The sequence below is a fragment of the Kribbella sp. NBC_00382 genome (genome assembly GCF_036067295.1).
In the GTDB taxonomy this organism is placed as follows: domain Bacteria; phylum Actinomycetota; class Actinomycetes; order Propionibacteriales; family Kribbellaceae; genus Kribbella.
The window spans coordinates 2766058-2783335 of sequence record NZ_CP107954.1 but is presented as its reverse complement, the minus strand read 5'-3'; the positions used below and the strand labels follow the sequence as shown (position 1 = coordinate 2783335).

The 17278-nt window shown below is 68.3% G+C and carries 1 protein-coding gene; it reads right to left on the bottom strand.

Annotated features, from left to right (window positions below; genetic code table 11):
* Window positions 1-14: 14 nt before the first annotated feature.
* On the bottom strand, window positions 15-17156 hold the full coding sequence (locus tag OHA70_RS13670) for a hypothetical protein (RefSeq protein ID WP_328332325.1): 17142 nt from the start codon (window positions 17154-17156) through the stop codon (window positions 15-17).
* Between the last annotated feature and the right edge of the window lie 122 nt (window positions 17157-17278).

The following is a 17278-nucleotide window of genomic DNA, read 5'->3' as shown; positions in this document are numbered from 1 at the left end:
CGATTCGCGCCCGATCACGGCGTTCCGGTCTGGCTGGCGGACGGCTGGGGCAGTGGCTGCGGCTGCGGCACCTGGACGCCCGGAGGCAGGATCACGCCGCCGCTGGTCACCTGCGGCTGTGGCTGGTTCTGGGGCACGGTAACACTGGGCGGCAGGATCAGCGGCTGCGGATTCGGCCGCGACCACTCGGGGTTCATCGACGCCCGCAGGGCCGGGGCGAGCAGCGACGCCATCCCCTTCTCGAAGAACTTCAGCCCGAAGCCGGTCGCCATGTCGGCGATGCCGCCCTTCTGGAAGAACCGCCCGGCGCTGAAGCCCATCCCGATCGTGCGCAGCATGCCGATGCTGTTGGCGATCGCGTAGCCGGTCGCGACCGACATGCCGCCTTCGGCCAGCGCCTGCCAGCCACCCACGGTGTGCGTCTTGCCGTCCTTGCCGGGGACACCGAAGATCGCCGCGTTCATCGTGCCGTTCACGAACCCGGTGAGCGGCAGCATCAGCATGCCGAAGCCGTAGTCGAAGGTGCCGCCGCGCCATTTGGTCGCGCTGGTGTTGCCGGCCCACTCGACACCCCACTGGGCGCTGTTGTTGTTCGGCCGATTGGTCGCCAGCTTGCCGCCGTCGAGGTTGCCCATCGTCTGCTTCAGATCCCGCAGCCCACCGCCGAGACGGGTCTCGGTCAGCGCCGTACCGGCCACCGTGCGCAACGTCGTGCCGACCGCCGCGTTCATCAGCGCCTTGAGCGCGTCCGTGCCGCTGAACGGCTTGTTCTGCGCGTCGGCGATGATCGCCATGATGATCAGGCTGGCGGCGTAGTCGAGCATGAACTCGGTGCCGGCGGTGAGCAGCATCTTCTGGGTCAGCAGCCGGCTGTACGAGACGTAGTTGGACTCCATCCGGAGCGGGTTGCCGCCCGCCTGCAGGCTCTTCGGGTCGAAGGTCCAGTTCGACTGCAGGTGCCACGGCTGCCGCTGGGCGTCGCCGATCCGCGCGTTCCAGCCGCGGAACTCGGTCATCGAGCCGCGGAAGTCGAACTCGTTGCCGGTCAGCACCAGCCGGTTGTCGCGCAGCTCGAAGACCAGGCCGGTGTCGGACCGCTCGCCGATCACCCGGCCGTCCTGGCCCCAGATCTTCCACTGGCCGTGCAGCTTGTCGGTCTCCAGGTAGTTCGCCCCCGACGCCGCCCGTTCCCGGACGATCTTGTCGATGTCGAACTCCTTCCACTGCGCCAGGTCGGACTGGCCGTTCGCGTCCACGTGGTACTCGCGGACCCGGACCGGGCGGCCGTCGCCGATGTGTTGCGGCGTCTCGAACCGGACCTCCTGCGGGCGCGCGGCGCCGTTCGGGGTGACGTCTCGGAAATGCGTCGACTGCGCGTTCCACTGGTTCGACCAGCGGCCGTCGCCGGTGCCCCAGCGCCGGTCGAACGTCATCGCGCCATCGACCCGCTGACCGAGCTTGTCGAACTCGGCGCTGTGCCAGTTGTTGTTGCCCGACTTCCAGGACTCGACGTACCGGCCCTCGTCCAGCATGTGCCGGTCGCGGACCAGGTTGCCGCGGGCATCGAAGTCGCGGAACGAGTTGTCCCAGCTGATCGACTCGTCGCGGGAGCCCTTGAAGTGGAAGCGTTCGCCGCCCACTCCGGTCTCCCGGCCGTTCAGGTCCAGTTCCTTCCAGGTCCAGCGCGGCCCGTCGGCCGGTCCGGTCGCCTCGATGTAGCGGGTCGGCGGGTTGTGGCCGTACGGCGGAATCTGGTGCGACGATCCGACCAGGTTGCCGTGCGCGTCGCGCTGCACCCAGATGTGGTTGTTGCCCGCCTCCGGGAACTCGCGGACCTCGCCACCGGGACGGCTCTGCCGCACCAGGATCCAGTCCGGTCCCTGACCCGGCTGGTGCGGGCCCATCGACGGCTTGAAGTCCTGCCAGCTGTTGTTGGTGTTGTCGAAGATCCGCCAGCCCTTGGTGCCGTCGTTCTCCCAGGCCGTGACCGCGCCGCCGTTCGGGTTCGGGTGCGCGTCGGTCAGCCCCTCGACCTGGTCGCCGACCTTGAGCTTCGATCCGTCGTGCAGCTTGCCCTCGAACCGGACGAACCGGCCGTCGAGCCCGACGTCGACGAAGGACTCGTCGCCCGCGACGTACCGGACGCCGTGGCCCGGGTTGTTCGCGCCGGTCGTCTCCCAGCGGTAGAGCTGGTACCGCCCGTCGTTCGCGACGTGCGACACGTTGCCTTCCGGCACCGGGTTGCGCTGGATGTAGTCGCGGAACCAGACCGGCGGCCGCTGCTCGCCGACCCGGTGGGCGCTGAGGATGTTGTCGTTGGGCAGCTTCGTCCCGCTGCCGACCGGCTTGCCGGCCTTGCCCTGGATCTCCCAGCTGCCCGGCCGCTCCAGCCCGTTCGCGCCGGTCTCGAGCTTGAACTCCTGGTACTGGTTGGCGCGGTCGGTGCTGTTCCAGGTGCCCCACTTCTGCTGGGCGATGTCGTCGGTGGTCTGCCCAGGCAGCCGGACCCGGTCGGTGAACCCGTCGCCGAGCTTCTCCCAGGTCCGTTGACCCGACCCGATCAGGCCGCCGTCGGCGTCGAACCGGTTCCAGGTCCAGTTGCCGTCGGCGCCCCGGGTGGCCAGGACGTGGCCGGTGATCTCCTTCTCCGCCTTGCCCATCGGGCCGATCTCGTCGGCGATCGGGTTGTCGTACTTCTGCAGGCCCTGCTGGTAGTGGTGCACCGACCGGCCGTTGTGGTCGACGTCCATCCACGAGTTGCCGCTGGTGTCGAACTCCCGCTTGCCCCAGTTGCTCACGCCGCCGGCGTTGTCGTACGTCGCCCACGTGGTCCGCCGGTTGAAGTTGCCGAAGCCGAGCGTGTCGGTCTTGCGGAAGCTGTCCATGAGCTCCCCGCCCGGCAGCCACCGGCGCTCGAAGACCTGGACCTCCTTGGCCGACGAGCTGATCAGCTTGATCTGCCCGTTGCCGACCCCGGTCACCTCCATCTTGCCGTGCTGGAAGACACCGTCCGCCCTGGTCCCACCGGTCCGCGTCCAGGTGTTGTTGGCGCGATCGACGACGTACCGGAACGGCGTGGCCTGCCCGTTGTTGAGCACCGGGAAGCCTTGTTCGGTAAGGTTTCCGGCCCGGCTGTACACGTGGTACTCGCCGTTGCGCGGGCTGCCGTTCAGCCGGATCTCGACCCGGACGTTGCCTTGGGCATCGACTGTCGCGTGGTACCGGTTGGGCATCGCCGTACCGGTGTTGTCGACGAAGGTGACCACGCCGTTCTGGTCCCGGGCGACCGTGCCGCCGAGCCGGTTGGCGCCCAGCCCGTCGATATCGGTGACCTCCCGGACGAGCACACCCTGCATGTCGAACACGTCGTGGCCGCCGGCCCGGGTGACGGTGATCTCGCCGGTACCGGCGTTGAAGGCGACCTGGTGGGTCGGCATCGGCTGGTACAGGTCGTCCAGCCGCTGGGCGTTGTGCGCGCCGATCTCGAGGAAGCCGTTCTCACCGCCGACGGTGACGACCACTCCGCGCGCCTGGTGGGCGCCGTTGGCGTCGTACACGTGGTAGCTGCCGCCATCGACCGCGCGGTAGCCGCCGTTCCCGGTCAGCTCGACGGTGCCCGGGCCAGGTGCGTCAGCGCCGGTCCGGATGCTCACGTTTCCGTGGACATCGTGGACGACGATCAGTTGCTGGCCCGGCTGGACTCCCGGCTGGTGCAGCGGGATCCGCCGGTCGATCGCGCCGCCCGCGTCGTCGAAGGTCCGGGCGATCCCGTTGGCCGGATCGGTGAGCCGGAAACCGCCGCCCGGCAGGACATCCACCTGATGCGGCAACCTCGCGCCGAGGTCGTCGATGAAGGACAGCGAGCCGTCCGTACCGCGGTACAGGAAGACCTGTCCCGGGAAGTCGGCGTGCGCGACCCGTACGCCGGTGCCCTCCAGCAGGCCGCCGTTACCGAAGTACCTGATGTCCCCGAGGTTGGTGTCGACGACCATCAGCTGGCCGTTGCCCAACCGAGTGGCGGTCGTGTGCGGGACCGGGGCGCCGTTCACGTCCACGACGCGGAGGCCACCGGTCCCGTTCGGCTCGGTGAACAGCGAGGGGTGCAGGCCCTGCGGATCGGTGAGCCGCAGGCCGTCCGCGATGACTACGCCATCCACGCCGAACCGCGCGCTGTTGCCCTGCGCACCGTTGAGGCGGAAGCCGCCGTCCGGCAGCAGATCGACCGTCGTCCCTGGGACATGGGCGCCCTGCAGATCGACCAGCCGCGCTCCGGCGACCCCGTCGACCTCGACGAACCGGTCGCCGCGGAGACCGTTGCCATTGACAACGGAAACGCCATCGCCCAGGTGCACGCCGTCAGGTCCGTACCGCTGCATGAGACCGTCTGCGTCGTAGATCCGGAAGCCGCCGTCGTCGAGCCCGCGGACCGCGAAGTTCTCGGCGCCGTCACCGAGGACATGCAGCCCATCGGCATCGCGGGCGACGAAGCGGTCGGTGGTTCCGTTCAGGCTGAAGTGCACCTCGGTGAGCGTGCCGCCGCTGTCGTAGTGGATCGTCCGGTTGCCCTCGACCACGTGGTAGCCGGTCGTGTTGGCTTCCGGCTTCGACCAGTAACCACCGGCACCCACGCCGCGCGGGCGCTCGTTGACCGACGCGATCCGCAGGTCGTCGAGCCCTTGCAGCAGCCCGTCGGCCGACAGCCCGGGGTGCTGGGCCTCGAAGGTCTGCTTGGCCAGTACGAACTTCTCCTGGGCGGCATGCAGGTCGAACTGCGCCCGGTCGCCGATCGACAGCCCATTAGAGGTGCTCGCCGAGTTGGCGCCGTTCTCGTCGCCGTACCTCGCCGCGGCGGCGAAGTCGTCGTACGTCTTCTGAACCGCCTGGAAGTCGTCCATCCGGGTCAGCACCAGAGCGTCGGAATCGCCCAGCTGCCGGAACAGGTTCGCCCGGGCAGCCATGTCGCTGGTCCACGTCTGGCTGACCTGCGTCGCCGCCTGGCGCCAGCTCAGCGGGTCGATCTTGCCGGCGAAGACGTCGCTGTTGTGCAGCACGCCTGCCTTCAGATCGGTGGCGAAGTGCAGGTACTCCGAACCGCTCCACGAGTTGCCGAAGAACCGGACCCCGTTGAACCGGCCCTCCACCGTGACCGTGTCGCGGCCGGCGTTGTGGGTGATCGTGATGGTCAGGTCGTCGGCACTGTTCGGCTTGCTCACCTTGATCGTGTTGACCAGGCCGTCGTGGCTGACCGTCGAGGTCGCCGTCACATCCGTCATGCCCTGGAACTTCCGCAGCCCGTCGGCCGAGAACGCGCGACCGAAGTCGTCGAACGCCTGCTGCGACGTGAAGCCCGGCCATTCCTGGTGGATCAGGTCGTCGTACACACCCTGCGGCAGCTGCTCGGCCCGGACCGGGATGATCGTCAGCCCGTCCTCGACCCTGTTCGGACCGGTACGGACGAGGGTCGTCGGGGCTAGCGTGACCTCGAACTGGTTCGGGTTCACCGGCGGCGCGTCGGCCGCACCAGGCTGGAAGTGCGGCGGGTACGCCGAGGCCAGCTTGGCGTGATCGGCCGGTACGTCGATCTCGAACACGACCCGGTTGGCCTTGGTGCCGTTCTGCGCCCAGGTGTGCTGGAACTCCATCCCGTTCGACGTCGACGAGGGCAGCCGCTCGACGAAGTTGTCCGCCTGCGCCGCCAGCGGATCGAGCGACATCCCGCGGTACAGGGTGACCCGGGCGTTCGGTCCGTGGAAGGCGAGATCGGTGGTCGTACGGACGAAGTCGTCGACCTTCTCGACCAGGGCGTCCGCGTTGGTCATCGAGAGGTCGACATAGCCGCCGTACCCGCGGTGCGAGGTGAAGGCGCCGTCGCGGACGTCCTCCATCAGCTTCAGCACGTTGGCGTCCGTGGCCGCGGCCGCGAGGTGGGTCCGGGACAGATCGACGGAGCCGGTCCAGCGCGCGGCAGCATTCGGATCGCCGAGGTGCGCCGGTACCACCGGAGCGGGCGCATTGGCCGTCAAGCCCTGTTCCAGCTGGCGGAAGGCGCCGGTCGACCGGTCGAAGCTCAGCGCGCCCTGCGGCCCGGCGATCGTGATCGAGTCGCCGTTGGCCTTGACCGGCCAGTTCCCGCCGATTCCGTCGTCGAACGTGCCCGCGTAGATGTTGCCGGTGAAGCCGTCCTCGCCCATCTCCAGCCACTTGCCGGCGAAGTTGCCGTGGGTCAGCTGGACCGACTCACCGGTGAGGGTGAGCGAGCCGTTGCGCATGACCCGGTACTCCCAGGAGTGCGCCGGCGTGAAGCCGTCCGGCCCGGCCTTGGTGACGGTCAGCACGTTGCCGGTCTGGTGCATCTGAACCGACGAGTGCACCCCGCCGACGATCTCCGCCTGACCGCCCGAAACCCGGATCTGCACGTCGGCCGGCAGGCTGTGGGTCTTGACCGGCCCACCACCCATCGGGTTGTGCCGGACGCTTCCGCCCGCTCCGGTGGTGGTCTCCCGCATCCCACCGACCAGGCGGGGCCGGTCCGCGATCGAGGCCGACAACAAGTCGTCCAACTGCTGCTGCAGTCCGTCGAACTGCACACCGTGCTTGGCGTCGAACGCGTTCTTCGCGAGATCGAGATTGTGCTGAGCGGTCTGCAGGTCGATCCGCGCCTGGTCGCCGAGCGCCGGTCCACGCGACGAGCCGTCGGCACGCCCGGTCAGTTCGTCGTACTTCGCCAGCGCGGCGCGGTACTCGTGCTGGGCCTTCTGCACCGTGGTGAAGTCGTCGACCCGCACGGTCAGATCCGCCTCGGTGTCACCGGCCCGGCGGAAGACGTCGAGCCGGGCCGCCGAATCGGCGTTCCAGACCTGCTCCATCGTCTGCTTGGCCGCCGGGGTGCCCTTCCACGACGTGGGTTCCATCCGGCCGGCGAAGAGGTCGTTGTTGTGCAGCACGTTGCCCCGCAGGTCGGTGGCGAGGTGCTTGAAGTCGGTCTTGCTCCAGGTCTGGTCGAACGTGGTCGTCCCGTCGGCGGCCACCGTCACACGAACCGAGTCGGCCTCGGCGTCCCGGAGTACGGTGATCTTCAGCTCGCCCTCGAAGCCCGGCTTGGTCCCGGTGATGGTGAGGCGGTCGCCGCTCTTGACCGTCGTCGTGGTGATGTCCTCGAGGCCGGTGAACTTGCGCAGGTTGTCGCGCTCGAACGACTTCGCGAAGTCGGTGAACGCATCGCCCGACTTCATCCCCGGCCACTTGGCGTTGATCAGGTCGCTGTACGCCGACGGCGCGATCGCCTCGGCCTTGACCGGGATGATCGTCATCCCGTTCTCGAGCCGGTTCGGGCCGGTCCGGACCAGCGTCGTCGGGGCGAGGGTGACCTCCCACTGGCTCTGGTTCCAGGCGCGTGCCTCGTCCAGGCCGGCCTGGTAGCCGGGCGGGTAGGACATCGACAGCTTGCCGTGGCCGGCCGGTACGTCGATCTCGAAGACGAACCGGTTGCTCGCGACGCCGTTCTTCGCCCACTCCTCCTGGAACTTGATGTTGTTCGAGGTCGAGCTGGGCAGCCGGTCGACGAACTCGTTCGCCTTGGCGCTGGCCGGGTCCATCGAGACACCGCGGTACAGAGTGATGTCGCGGTCGCCGCCCTTGAGCAACAGGTCGCGGGTGACGTCGGAGAAGGTCTGCACCTTGCCGACCAGCGTGCCGTCCTCGAGCGCGAGCGGGTTCACGTACCCCTCGAAGCCGCGCTTGGAGGTGAAGGAGCCGCCCATCACGTCCTTCATCAGGTTCTCGACGGCCTTGTTCTCGGCGGCCGCGGCGAGATGCGTGCGCGACAGGTCGACCTGGTTGGTCCAGCGGACCGGGTCGCCGTGCAGGTTGGCCGGCAGGTTCGGCGCGGGCAGGTGCGAGGTACTGGTCGGCGCAGGACCGTGGAAGACGCCGTCGCGGCCGTAGCGCACCGGTCCGCCCGGCGTCGCCACGAACAGCTCGTCGCCGACCACCTTCATCGGCCAGACGCCACCATCGCCGAGCGTCCCGTCCAGCTGGCCCATCAGGCCCTTGAGGTTGGCGACCTCCCCGCCCAGCGGACCATCGGCCAGGTGGATGGTCTGACCGGTCAGGTTCGGCCGGCCGAAGCCCTGCCGGAAGGTCCAGGTCGACAGCGTCTCGCCGTTGGCACCGAGCTGCGTGACGGTGATCTCGCGGCCGTTCACCGAACCGGTGAACTCGCCCGCCCGGGTGCCGGTGAACTGAACCGTGCCGTTCTCGACCTGGTACGAGACCCCACCGCCCGGTACTTCGAACGACCGGCCGGCGCCGGGCCCTCTCGGCCGCTTCACCACGCCGCCCAGGTCGGTCTTCAGCTGGTCGGGGTCCATCTCGTACTTGCGCTTGAAGCCGATCTTCGCGGTGTCCAGATCGGCCTGGGCCGCGTCCAGATCCATCCGCACCTGGTCGCCGACCGAGATCCCGCCGGTCGACGGTCCGTCCGGCCGGGCGCCGTGCAGCTCGACGTTCTCCACGGCGTGCTTGAGGTTCAGCTCGCTCTGCTGGAACCGGGAGAAGTCCTCCATCTTGGCGTCGACCAGGGCGTCGCTGTCACCTGCCTTGCGGAACACGTCCGCCCGGGCCGCCAGATCGGCGTCCCACTGCGGGCTGAACGGCTGCTTGTTCCACTGGGCCGGCTTCGACATGCTGACGAACAGGTCGTTGTCGTGCAGCGTGCCGGCCTTCAGGTCGGTCGCGATGTTGGTGAACTGCTGCTGGCTCCAGGTGTGGTCGAAGCTCGTCTTGCCGTCGGCCGTCGCGGTGACGCGGACCGAGTCGGCATCCACGTCCCGGGTGACCTTGATGGTCAGGTCGTGCCCGGCCGCACCCGGCTTGCTCACGACGATCTCGTGGATCAGGCCGTCGGTCGTCTTCGATGTCGAGGTGACGTCGGCCATGCCCGGGAACTTCTGCAGGTTCGCCTGGTCCAGGCCGCGGGTGAAGTCGCGGAACGCCGACTCCGACGACATCCCCGGCCACTTCTGGCTGATCAGGCCGTCGAGCTGGCCGTCCGGGATCTGCTTCGCGCGGACCGGGATGACCGTCATCCCGTCCTTCATGAAGTTGTCCCCGGTCCGCTCCAGGAAGGCCGGCGACAAGGTCACCTCGAACTGCCCCTGGTTCCACGCCTTCGCCTCACCGGCACCCGGCCGGTAGCCCTCGGGGTACGACATCGAGAGCTTGCCGTGGCCCGGCGGTACGTCGATCTGGAACACGACCCGCTTGCTCAGGTCGGCGTCCTTGGCCCAGGTCTTCTGGAAGTCCCAGTTGCTCGACGTCGACAACGGCAGCCGCTCGGTGAACACCTTGGCGTCCGCGCTGGCCGCGTCCATCGCCACCCCGCGGTACACCCTGGTCTCCGCGACCGGCCCGTCGAAGAGGACGTCCTTGGCCACCTCGTTGAAGGTGTGCACGTCGTTGGTCAGGTTCTTGCTCAGCACCGCGGGATCGATGTACCCGTCGAAGCCCTTCTTCGACGTGAAGGCGCCCTCGCGGATCTTCGTCATCATGTCGCTGACATGGTCGTACTTCGCGGCGGCGGTCAGGTGCGTGCGGGAGAGGTCCGCCTGCGCCTTCCAGTGCGCGACGTCGGTCTCGCTGGTCAGGTGGGCCGGCGGGATCGCCTCGCCCATCTTGGAGTTCAGACCCGAGTCGACATGCAGGAAGTTTCCGCCGCGGTCGTAGACCATCGCGCCGCTCGAGGACGGGATCTGGAAGTTGTCCTGGTAGTACCGGACCGGCATTTCGTTGCCATGGACATCGATCACCGAACCGCCGGACGGCCGGCCGGTGTCGATCCCGGTGTGCAGCTTCTGGCCGCTGAGATCGCCGCCGTTGAGGGTCAGCTCGTCGGACTTCAGGATCGGCCAGTTCCGCGCGTTGAGCTCGTAGTCCAGCGTCCGGACGACGGCCCCGTCGGCGTTCGTCTCGATGATCTTCAGCGCCCGGCCGTCCAGAACGCCCTCGAACGCGTCCGCCTTCGCTCCGGTGAAGGAGACCGACGAGCCGTCGAGCTTGAACATCGCCCCGCCCTCAGGCACCGGGAACTGGCTCGGCGCACCGGCCCGCAGGCCGGGCCGTTCCTTCAGCGAGGTCTGCAGCAGGTCGTCGAGCTGCTGGTTGAGAGTGTCCACTTGCATGCCGTGCTTGGCCTGGAAGGAGGTGGTGACCGACTTCAGGTCCGCCTCGGCCTGGCCGAGCTGGATCCGCATCTGGATGCCGACCGGCAGATCGGTAGAGGTTCCGTCGAACCGGTGCCCGTGCTCGGCCAGGTCGGCCGTCGCGTGCTTGACGTTGAGCTGGGCCTGCTGGACCTGCCGGAAGTCCTCCATCCTGGAGGTGACGATCGCGTCGCTGTCACCGGGACGCCGGAAGACGTCCATCTTGTTGGCCAGGTCCTTCGCCCAGGCGTCTTCCAGGCCGAGGGCTTTGCCCTTGCCCTTGACGTCGAGGTGCACCGAACCGCCCAGCTCGTCGCCCGCCTTCCAGACAGCCGGCTGCGGCAGGTTGGTGAACTGCTCGTTGTTGTGCAGTACGCCGCCGCGCAGATCCGTTGCCAGGTTGGAGAACTGCTGCCCGCTCCAGTTCTTGTCGAACTTGGTCGCGCCGTCCACGTCGACAGTCACCCGGACCGAGTCGGCGTCGACGTCGCGGGTCACCGTGATGTGCATGTCGTGGCCCTCGAAGCCCGGCTTGCTGACGGTGATCTTGTTGATCATCCCGTCGCCGCTGAGTACCGACTTCGAGGTCACGCTCTCCAGGTCGGGGAACTGCCGCAGCGCGGTGAGCTCGAACGACTTGGCGAAGTCGTTGAACGCCGTCGCGGAGTCCAGCCCACCCCACTTCTGGTTGATCACGTCGTTGTACGCCGACGGTGGGATCATCTCGGCCTTGACCGGGATCACCGTGATCCCGTTGTCCAGCGTCCGGTTCGGCCCGGTCCGGACGAACGTGGTCGGCGCCAGCGTCACCTCGAACTGGTCCTGGTTCCACGCCTTCGCCTCGCCGGCGCCCGGCTTGTACCCCTCCGGGTACGACATCGACAGCTTGTTGTGCGCGGGCGGTACGTCGATCTCGAAGACGACCCGGTTGCTGTTGACACCGTTCTTGGCCCACTCGTCCTGGAACTTCACCGAGCTCGACGTGGAGATCGGCAGCCGCTCGGTGAACTCGTTCGCCTTCGCCGCGGCGGGATCCATCGACACCCCGCGGTACAGGGTGATGTTGTCGGCCGGGCCCTTGGTGAGCAGGTCCTGGGTGACGGTGTGGAAGTTCTGCATCTTGCCGAGCAGCGTGCCGTCCTCGAGCGCCGTCGGGTTGACGAAGCCGCCGTAGCCCTTCTTGGAGGTGAAGCTGCCGCCGGCGACGTCCTTCATCAGGTTCTCGACCGGCTTGTTCGTCATCGCTTCGCCGAGATGCGTGCGGGAGAGGTCGGCCTGCGCGGTCCAGCGGGTCGCGTCCTCACCGCTCAGGTGCGGGGGTGGTACCGGCGTACCGAGGTCGTTGCCCGGATGCGCGCCCGGGCCCTGGAAGAAGCCGTCGCGGTCGTACCTGAACACGCCACCCGGTGCGGCGACGACGATACCGTCGCCTTCCGCCTTGACCGGCATACCGCCGCGGACGTCGTCGATGACCCCGTCGAGCTTGCCCGCGGTCCCTTGCAGGTCGAGGAACTTGCCCGCCAGCGGCCCGTCGCCGAGCGTCAGCGTCTCGGCGATCACACTCGGCCGGAAGCCCGGCCGCATCGTCCACGAATGCAGGACGTCGCCACCGTCGCCGAGCTTCTGGATCAGCATGTTGCCATCGGCACCGGTCTGCAGCTGGAACTGATCCGCGCTGTCTCCGGCCAGCTTGAAGTTCCGGCCGTCGCGGACGAGTTGTACGCCATCCGCGCCCGGCAGGTCGATGCCCCGGCCCGGTCGGCCGCTGGCGCCCAGCAGGCCGGGGTTGAGCTTGAGGTCGGACTGCTTGAGCGCGGCCAGCCAGTCGGCCGTCGCGTTCGCGTCCAGGTTGTGCAGCTGGGTGAAGGTGGCCTTCGCCTCGGCCAGCTGCTGCTCGGCGAGGTGGATCTCCAGCTTCGCCTGGTCGCCGACGGACGGCGCGTTCGACGAGCCGTCGACTCGGCCGGTCTGCGGCCCGAAGTCCCGCTTGATCGAGTCGAGCTCGATCTGCGCCTTCTCGACCCCGGCCCAGTCGTCCATCCGCTGCAGGACCTGGGCCTCGCTGAGCCCGTCGGCGCGGAACGGCGTCGCCTTCTCCCAGGCCCACGGCTTCGGGAAGCTGCTGAACTTCTCGTTGTTGTGCAGGACGCCGCCGCGCAGGTCGGTGGCGATGTTGCTGAAGTCGGTCTTGCTCCAGGTCTGGTCGAACTTGTTCGCACCGTCGGAGGCGATGGTGACCCGGACCGAGTCGGCCTTCGGGTCGCGCATCACGGTGATGGTCAGGTCGTGGCCCTCGAAGCCCGGCTTGCTGACCGTGACGGTGTGGGTCAGCCCGTCGGTGCTCTGGACCGCCTTCGAGGTGACGTTCTCCAGGTCCGGGAACTGCTTGAGGGCGTTGAGCTCGAAGGACTTCACGAAGTCGCCGAACGCGGTCTCCGAGGACAGCCCCGGCCACTTGGCGGTGATCACCGACTCGTACATCGACGGCGGGATCTGCTCGGCCTTGACCGGGATGACCGTCATCCCGTTGTCCAGCGTCCGGTTCGGGCCGGTCCGGACCAGCGTCGTCGGCGACAGCGTCACCTCGAACTGGCTGGCGTTGATCTCCGGCGCGTCGCCCTTCACTGCTTGGTAGCCGTCCGGGTAGGCCATCGACAGCTTGCTGTGCCCGGCCGGTACGTCGATCTCGAAGACGACCCGGTTGGTGTTGACGCCGTTCTTGGCCCACTCGTCCTGGAACTTCATCGTGTTCGAGGTGGAGATCGGCAGCCGCTCGGTGAACTTGCCGGCCTGCGCGCTGGCCGGGTCCATCGACACCCCGCGGTACACGGTGAGGTTGTCCTCGGGGCCCTTGAAGGCCAGCTCCTTGGCGAAGTTCTCGAAGTTGTGCACCTTGCCGACCAGGCTGCCGTCGCGCAGCGCCGACGGGTTGACGTACCCGTCGAAGCCCTTCTTCGAGGTGTACGAGCCGCCCGCGACGCCCTTCATGAACAGGTTGAGGTCGTTGTCCCCGGCCGCCACCGTGAGGTGCGTCCGGGAGATGTCGGCCTGCGCGTTCCAGCGGATCAGGTCATCGCCGGTCAGGTGGCTCGGCGGGGCCGGCTTGGGCAGGTCGTGCCCGGTCGACGGTCCGAGCCCGTGGAAGCTGCCGGCCTTGTCGTACACCAGCGGGCCCTGCGGCGACGGCACGATCAGCCCGTCGTCGGTGAACTTCACCGGCAGGTGGTTGCCGCGCAGATCGGTCACCAGCGCCTTGTCGAACTGGCCCATCGCGCCCTGCAGGTTGATCGGCTGACCGTCGAACAGGCCGCCGTTCAGCGGGAACGACTCGCCGATCTGGTTCGCCCGGCCACCGAAGCCGAGCGAGTACGTCCAGGTGTGCGCGGCCTGGCCCGCCCCACCGGTCTCCGTGATGGTCAGCGTCCTGCCGTTCAGCGTGCTGCTGAACGCGTCGGCCTTCGGTCCGGTGAAGCTGATCTGGGTGCCGTTCAGCTCGAACTTCATCCCGTTGCCGTTCGGCAGGTCGAAGCTGCGGCTGACCCCGCCGAGCAGCCGTGGCCGCTCTTTGAGCGAGTCGATCGTCAGCTTGTCGAGCTGCTGCTGCAGGTTGTCGACGCTGAGCCCGTGCTTGCCCTCGAAGCTCGCCTTGGCGTTGGCCAGATCGTTCTCGGCCGCCCGCAGGTCGATGTGCACCTGGTCGCCGACCGCCGGTCCGGTCGACGGCCCGTCCAGCCGCTCGCCGTGCACCGCGACGTTGTCGAGCGCGTTGTCGAAGTGCGACTGGGCCCGCTGGACCTGGCCGAAGTCGGCCATCTTCGCGTTGACCATCGCGTCGGTGTCGCCGGGCTGGCGGAACACGCCGGCCTTGGCGGCCAGATCCTTGTCCCAGGCGGCGCTCAGCGGCTGGTTCTCCAGCTTGCCCTGGGCGTTGTAGTGGAACGTCAGGCCCTTCTCGTCGATCAGCTGGACGCCGCCGTTGTCGAGCTTGCTGATCTTGAGGTCCGGCATCACGTCGCCGGCCAGGCTGGTGGCCCGGAACTCGCCGCCCTTGGTGACGACGATCTGGTCGGTCGGCCGCAGTACGCCGTCGGTCTTGGTCAGCCGCAGGCCCTGGTCGATCACGATGCCGCCGCTGTCGAACCGGGTGGTCTGGCCGGTCGCCGTGTCGGTGAACCGAAGGTTGCCTTGAGCAAGTACGTCCATCCGGCCGTCGGGGCCGCCGCCGTACAGGTTGTAGCTGCTCATCCCCCCTTCGGTCCGCTCGATCTTGACGTAGGCGCCGGGGCGGTCGGTCAGGCCGTGCAGCTGGATCTCGGAGCGGCTCGCGATCGTGTTCGTGCCGTGGCCCGAGTTGCCGATGTCGGCGCCCTTGGCCAGCGAGTAGCCGGGGTCGTGCACGCCGCCGGGGTTGTGCATACCCGGGTTGTGCAGGGCTGCGTTGTCGAAGCCGTTGAAGCCGGGGGTGTTGACGCCCGGGTTGCTGTGTACTGCCGGCGCGGGCTGCGGGTGCAGCGGGACGAGTTGGGTCTCGGGCATCGCGGCCTTGGCGTCCAGGCCGTGGCCCGGTACGCCGACGTTGCCCGGGAGGTTCGTACTCGGCAGCGTCGTGCCTTGGCCGGCGTTGTGCGCGGTGGCCGGCTGGATGTGCAGGTCGGCGGCGCGGCTCGGCAGGTTGATCGGCTGGACGTTCACCGACGGGACGGTCGGGGCGTTCTGAGCGCCGGCCAGGCCGGGGTTGTCGACCTTGATCGTCACGGGCGCAGGGGGCTTGAAGTCGGCGCCGCCGTTCAGGTGGACGTTGACGTTGACGTCGGTACCGGCCGGCTTGGCGGTGTGGATCGACGGCGGGGTGACGCCCTGGGTCGTCGCGCCGGGGTTGTGCACCAGGTCGAGGGCGGCGTTGATCCGGTCGACGGCCGGCGGGTTCAGCGCGTGCAGGCCGTTGAAGTTCGCCGGGCTCGGGGCGTTGAGGACCTCGTCGATGCTGAGCTTGAAGTGGTTGGTCTGGAAGCCGTGGGCCGCGCCTTCGCCGATCGACGTACCGAAGTGCGGCGAGACGGTGGGGGCGTTGTTGCGGATCGCGGAGCCGGCCAGGTCGCTCAGGCCGGCCGAGTTCGCGTTCGGGGTCGGGACGTGCAGCGAGCCGATGTTGTTCAGGCCGGGCGACTGCACGTTCACGTTGTTCATGTGCAGCGAGTTGCCGAACTCCGGGGTGCCGACGTGCGGCGACGGGATGTTGGCGACGACGCCGTTGGCGCCCAGGTTTGTGTTCACGTGCACCGAGGGCGGGGTCGCGCCGGTGGCGACGTGGATCGGCAGCACCGGCGTACCGACGGCGGGCTGGGTCAGGTTCGCGACGACGTTGGACGGCATCTGCGGGGCGCCGACGTGGGCCGACGGGATGATCGAGCTGCTGGGGACGACCGGCATGTTCGTGCCCGCGTTGGCCGGGATGTGGATGCCGGTCGGCGTGGTGACGGTCGGGGTGTGCACGCTGACGCCCAGGTCGCCGCCCCTGACCGGGGCGAAGTTGCCGGTCGGGATGTCGTCGATGGCGATGCTCACGTGCCCCGCGTTGAACCCGGCGCCGGACACCTCACCGAGGCCCTTGATGTTGAGCGGGATCATCTCGGGCGGGTTCATCATCGTGTGCAGGAAGTTGGTCTTGCCGCCGAGCGCGCCGCCGGTGGTCTCGATCGGGATCCCGGCGATCGACTTGCCGATCGCGCTCGTCATCGGCATCCCGAAGACGTTCTTGCCCTGGAGGCCACGGCCGATCACGCCGACCTTCAGGGCCTGGGTGAAGGCGCCGAAGTCCGTCATCCCGGCCAGCCGGAAGGCGCGGATCTCGTCCGCGGCCACCGGCAGGAAGATCCGGGTCCACTGCAGGTTGCCGAAGTGCGCCTGGACGAACTTGAAGGTGGTCCCGAGGCCGTTGGCGAAGCCCTTGCCGACGTTCGCCAGCCCGCGGAACAGGGTCGACGGCAGGTTGGCGAAGCCGGTACCGAGGTTCTTGATCCCGTTCAGCGCGATCTTGCCGAAGTTGTTGCCGAAGTTCGCGGCGTTGATCGGGAAGTTCCGGATGTTCTTGACGACGAAGAGGCCGGTCTCCTTGATCGCGATGTTGGCCAGCATCGGCATGCTCTTCAGCCCGGCCAGCAGGCCGTTGAACAGGAAGTCCTTGCTGAAGACGTTCTTGAAGGTCTGGGCGATGCCCTTCACGCCCGCGCCGATGCCCTTGCCGATCGCCTTCACGATGCTGAAGATCGGCAGCGCCTTGGTGGTCGGCGCGATCAGGCCGAGACCGGCCAGGAACAGGTCCAGGAAGCTCGCGTCACCCTTGGCGACGTCGACGATGGTCTTGATGAACAGGGCCAGGTTCACGCCCAGCGCGATCAGCGCGATCGGGCCGCCGAAGATCAGCGCCGGGATGATCAGGATGATCGCCAGCCACTTGAACGCCTCCCAGAACACCTCGCAGTCCGAGATCGGCATCTTGATGTCCGAGACACCGTTGATCCGGCCGGCGTAGCTGGACGCCTGCTCGGACTGGTAGTCACCGGCCGACTTGGCGGTGTTCTTGTGGGTCTCCCGGTCCGGGTCGTCCTCGGCCAGCCCCCGGCCGGCGTTCAGCGCGGCATCGGCCTTCGACTGCTGCTCGACCACCACCGCGCTCCACTCGCGCAGCGCGGTGGCCGACGACTCGAAGGCGGAGGCGACGCTCTCGACGTGCCCGCGCAGCCGGCCGTCCACCTTGCCGCGGAGCGCGTCGGCGGTGTCACCGACGAACACGGAGTCGTCGTTCTTGTTCATCACGGCCTCGATCGCGGTGATGATCTCCCGCGCCTTGCCGCCCATCTTCTGGAAGCCGTCCGCCAGCGCCTTGATCTTCTCGGGGTCGCCCGGCGTGGGGTCGCCCCCCAGACCGATCGCATCCCAGTCACCTGGCCGCGGCATCCGAACCCTCCCTCACGCCGACACTGGTCCCTCCGGAAAGTCCACGCCTGAGAGCGCTCCGAGGTTCAGATCCGGGCCGAAAACTATTTCTGAACCCGATCGCGGGCCGCCACGTGGACTGG

What these genes read in the sequence shown, in the direction of transcription:
- OHA70_RS13670 (WP_328332325.1), bottom strand. Translation starts at nt 17,156, where the DNA reads ATGCCGCGGCCAGGTGACTGGGATGCGATCGGTCTGGGGGGCGACCCC.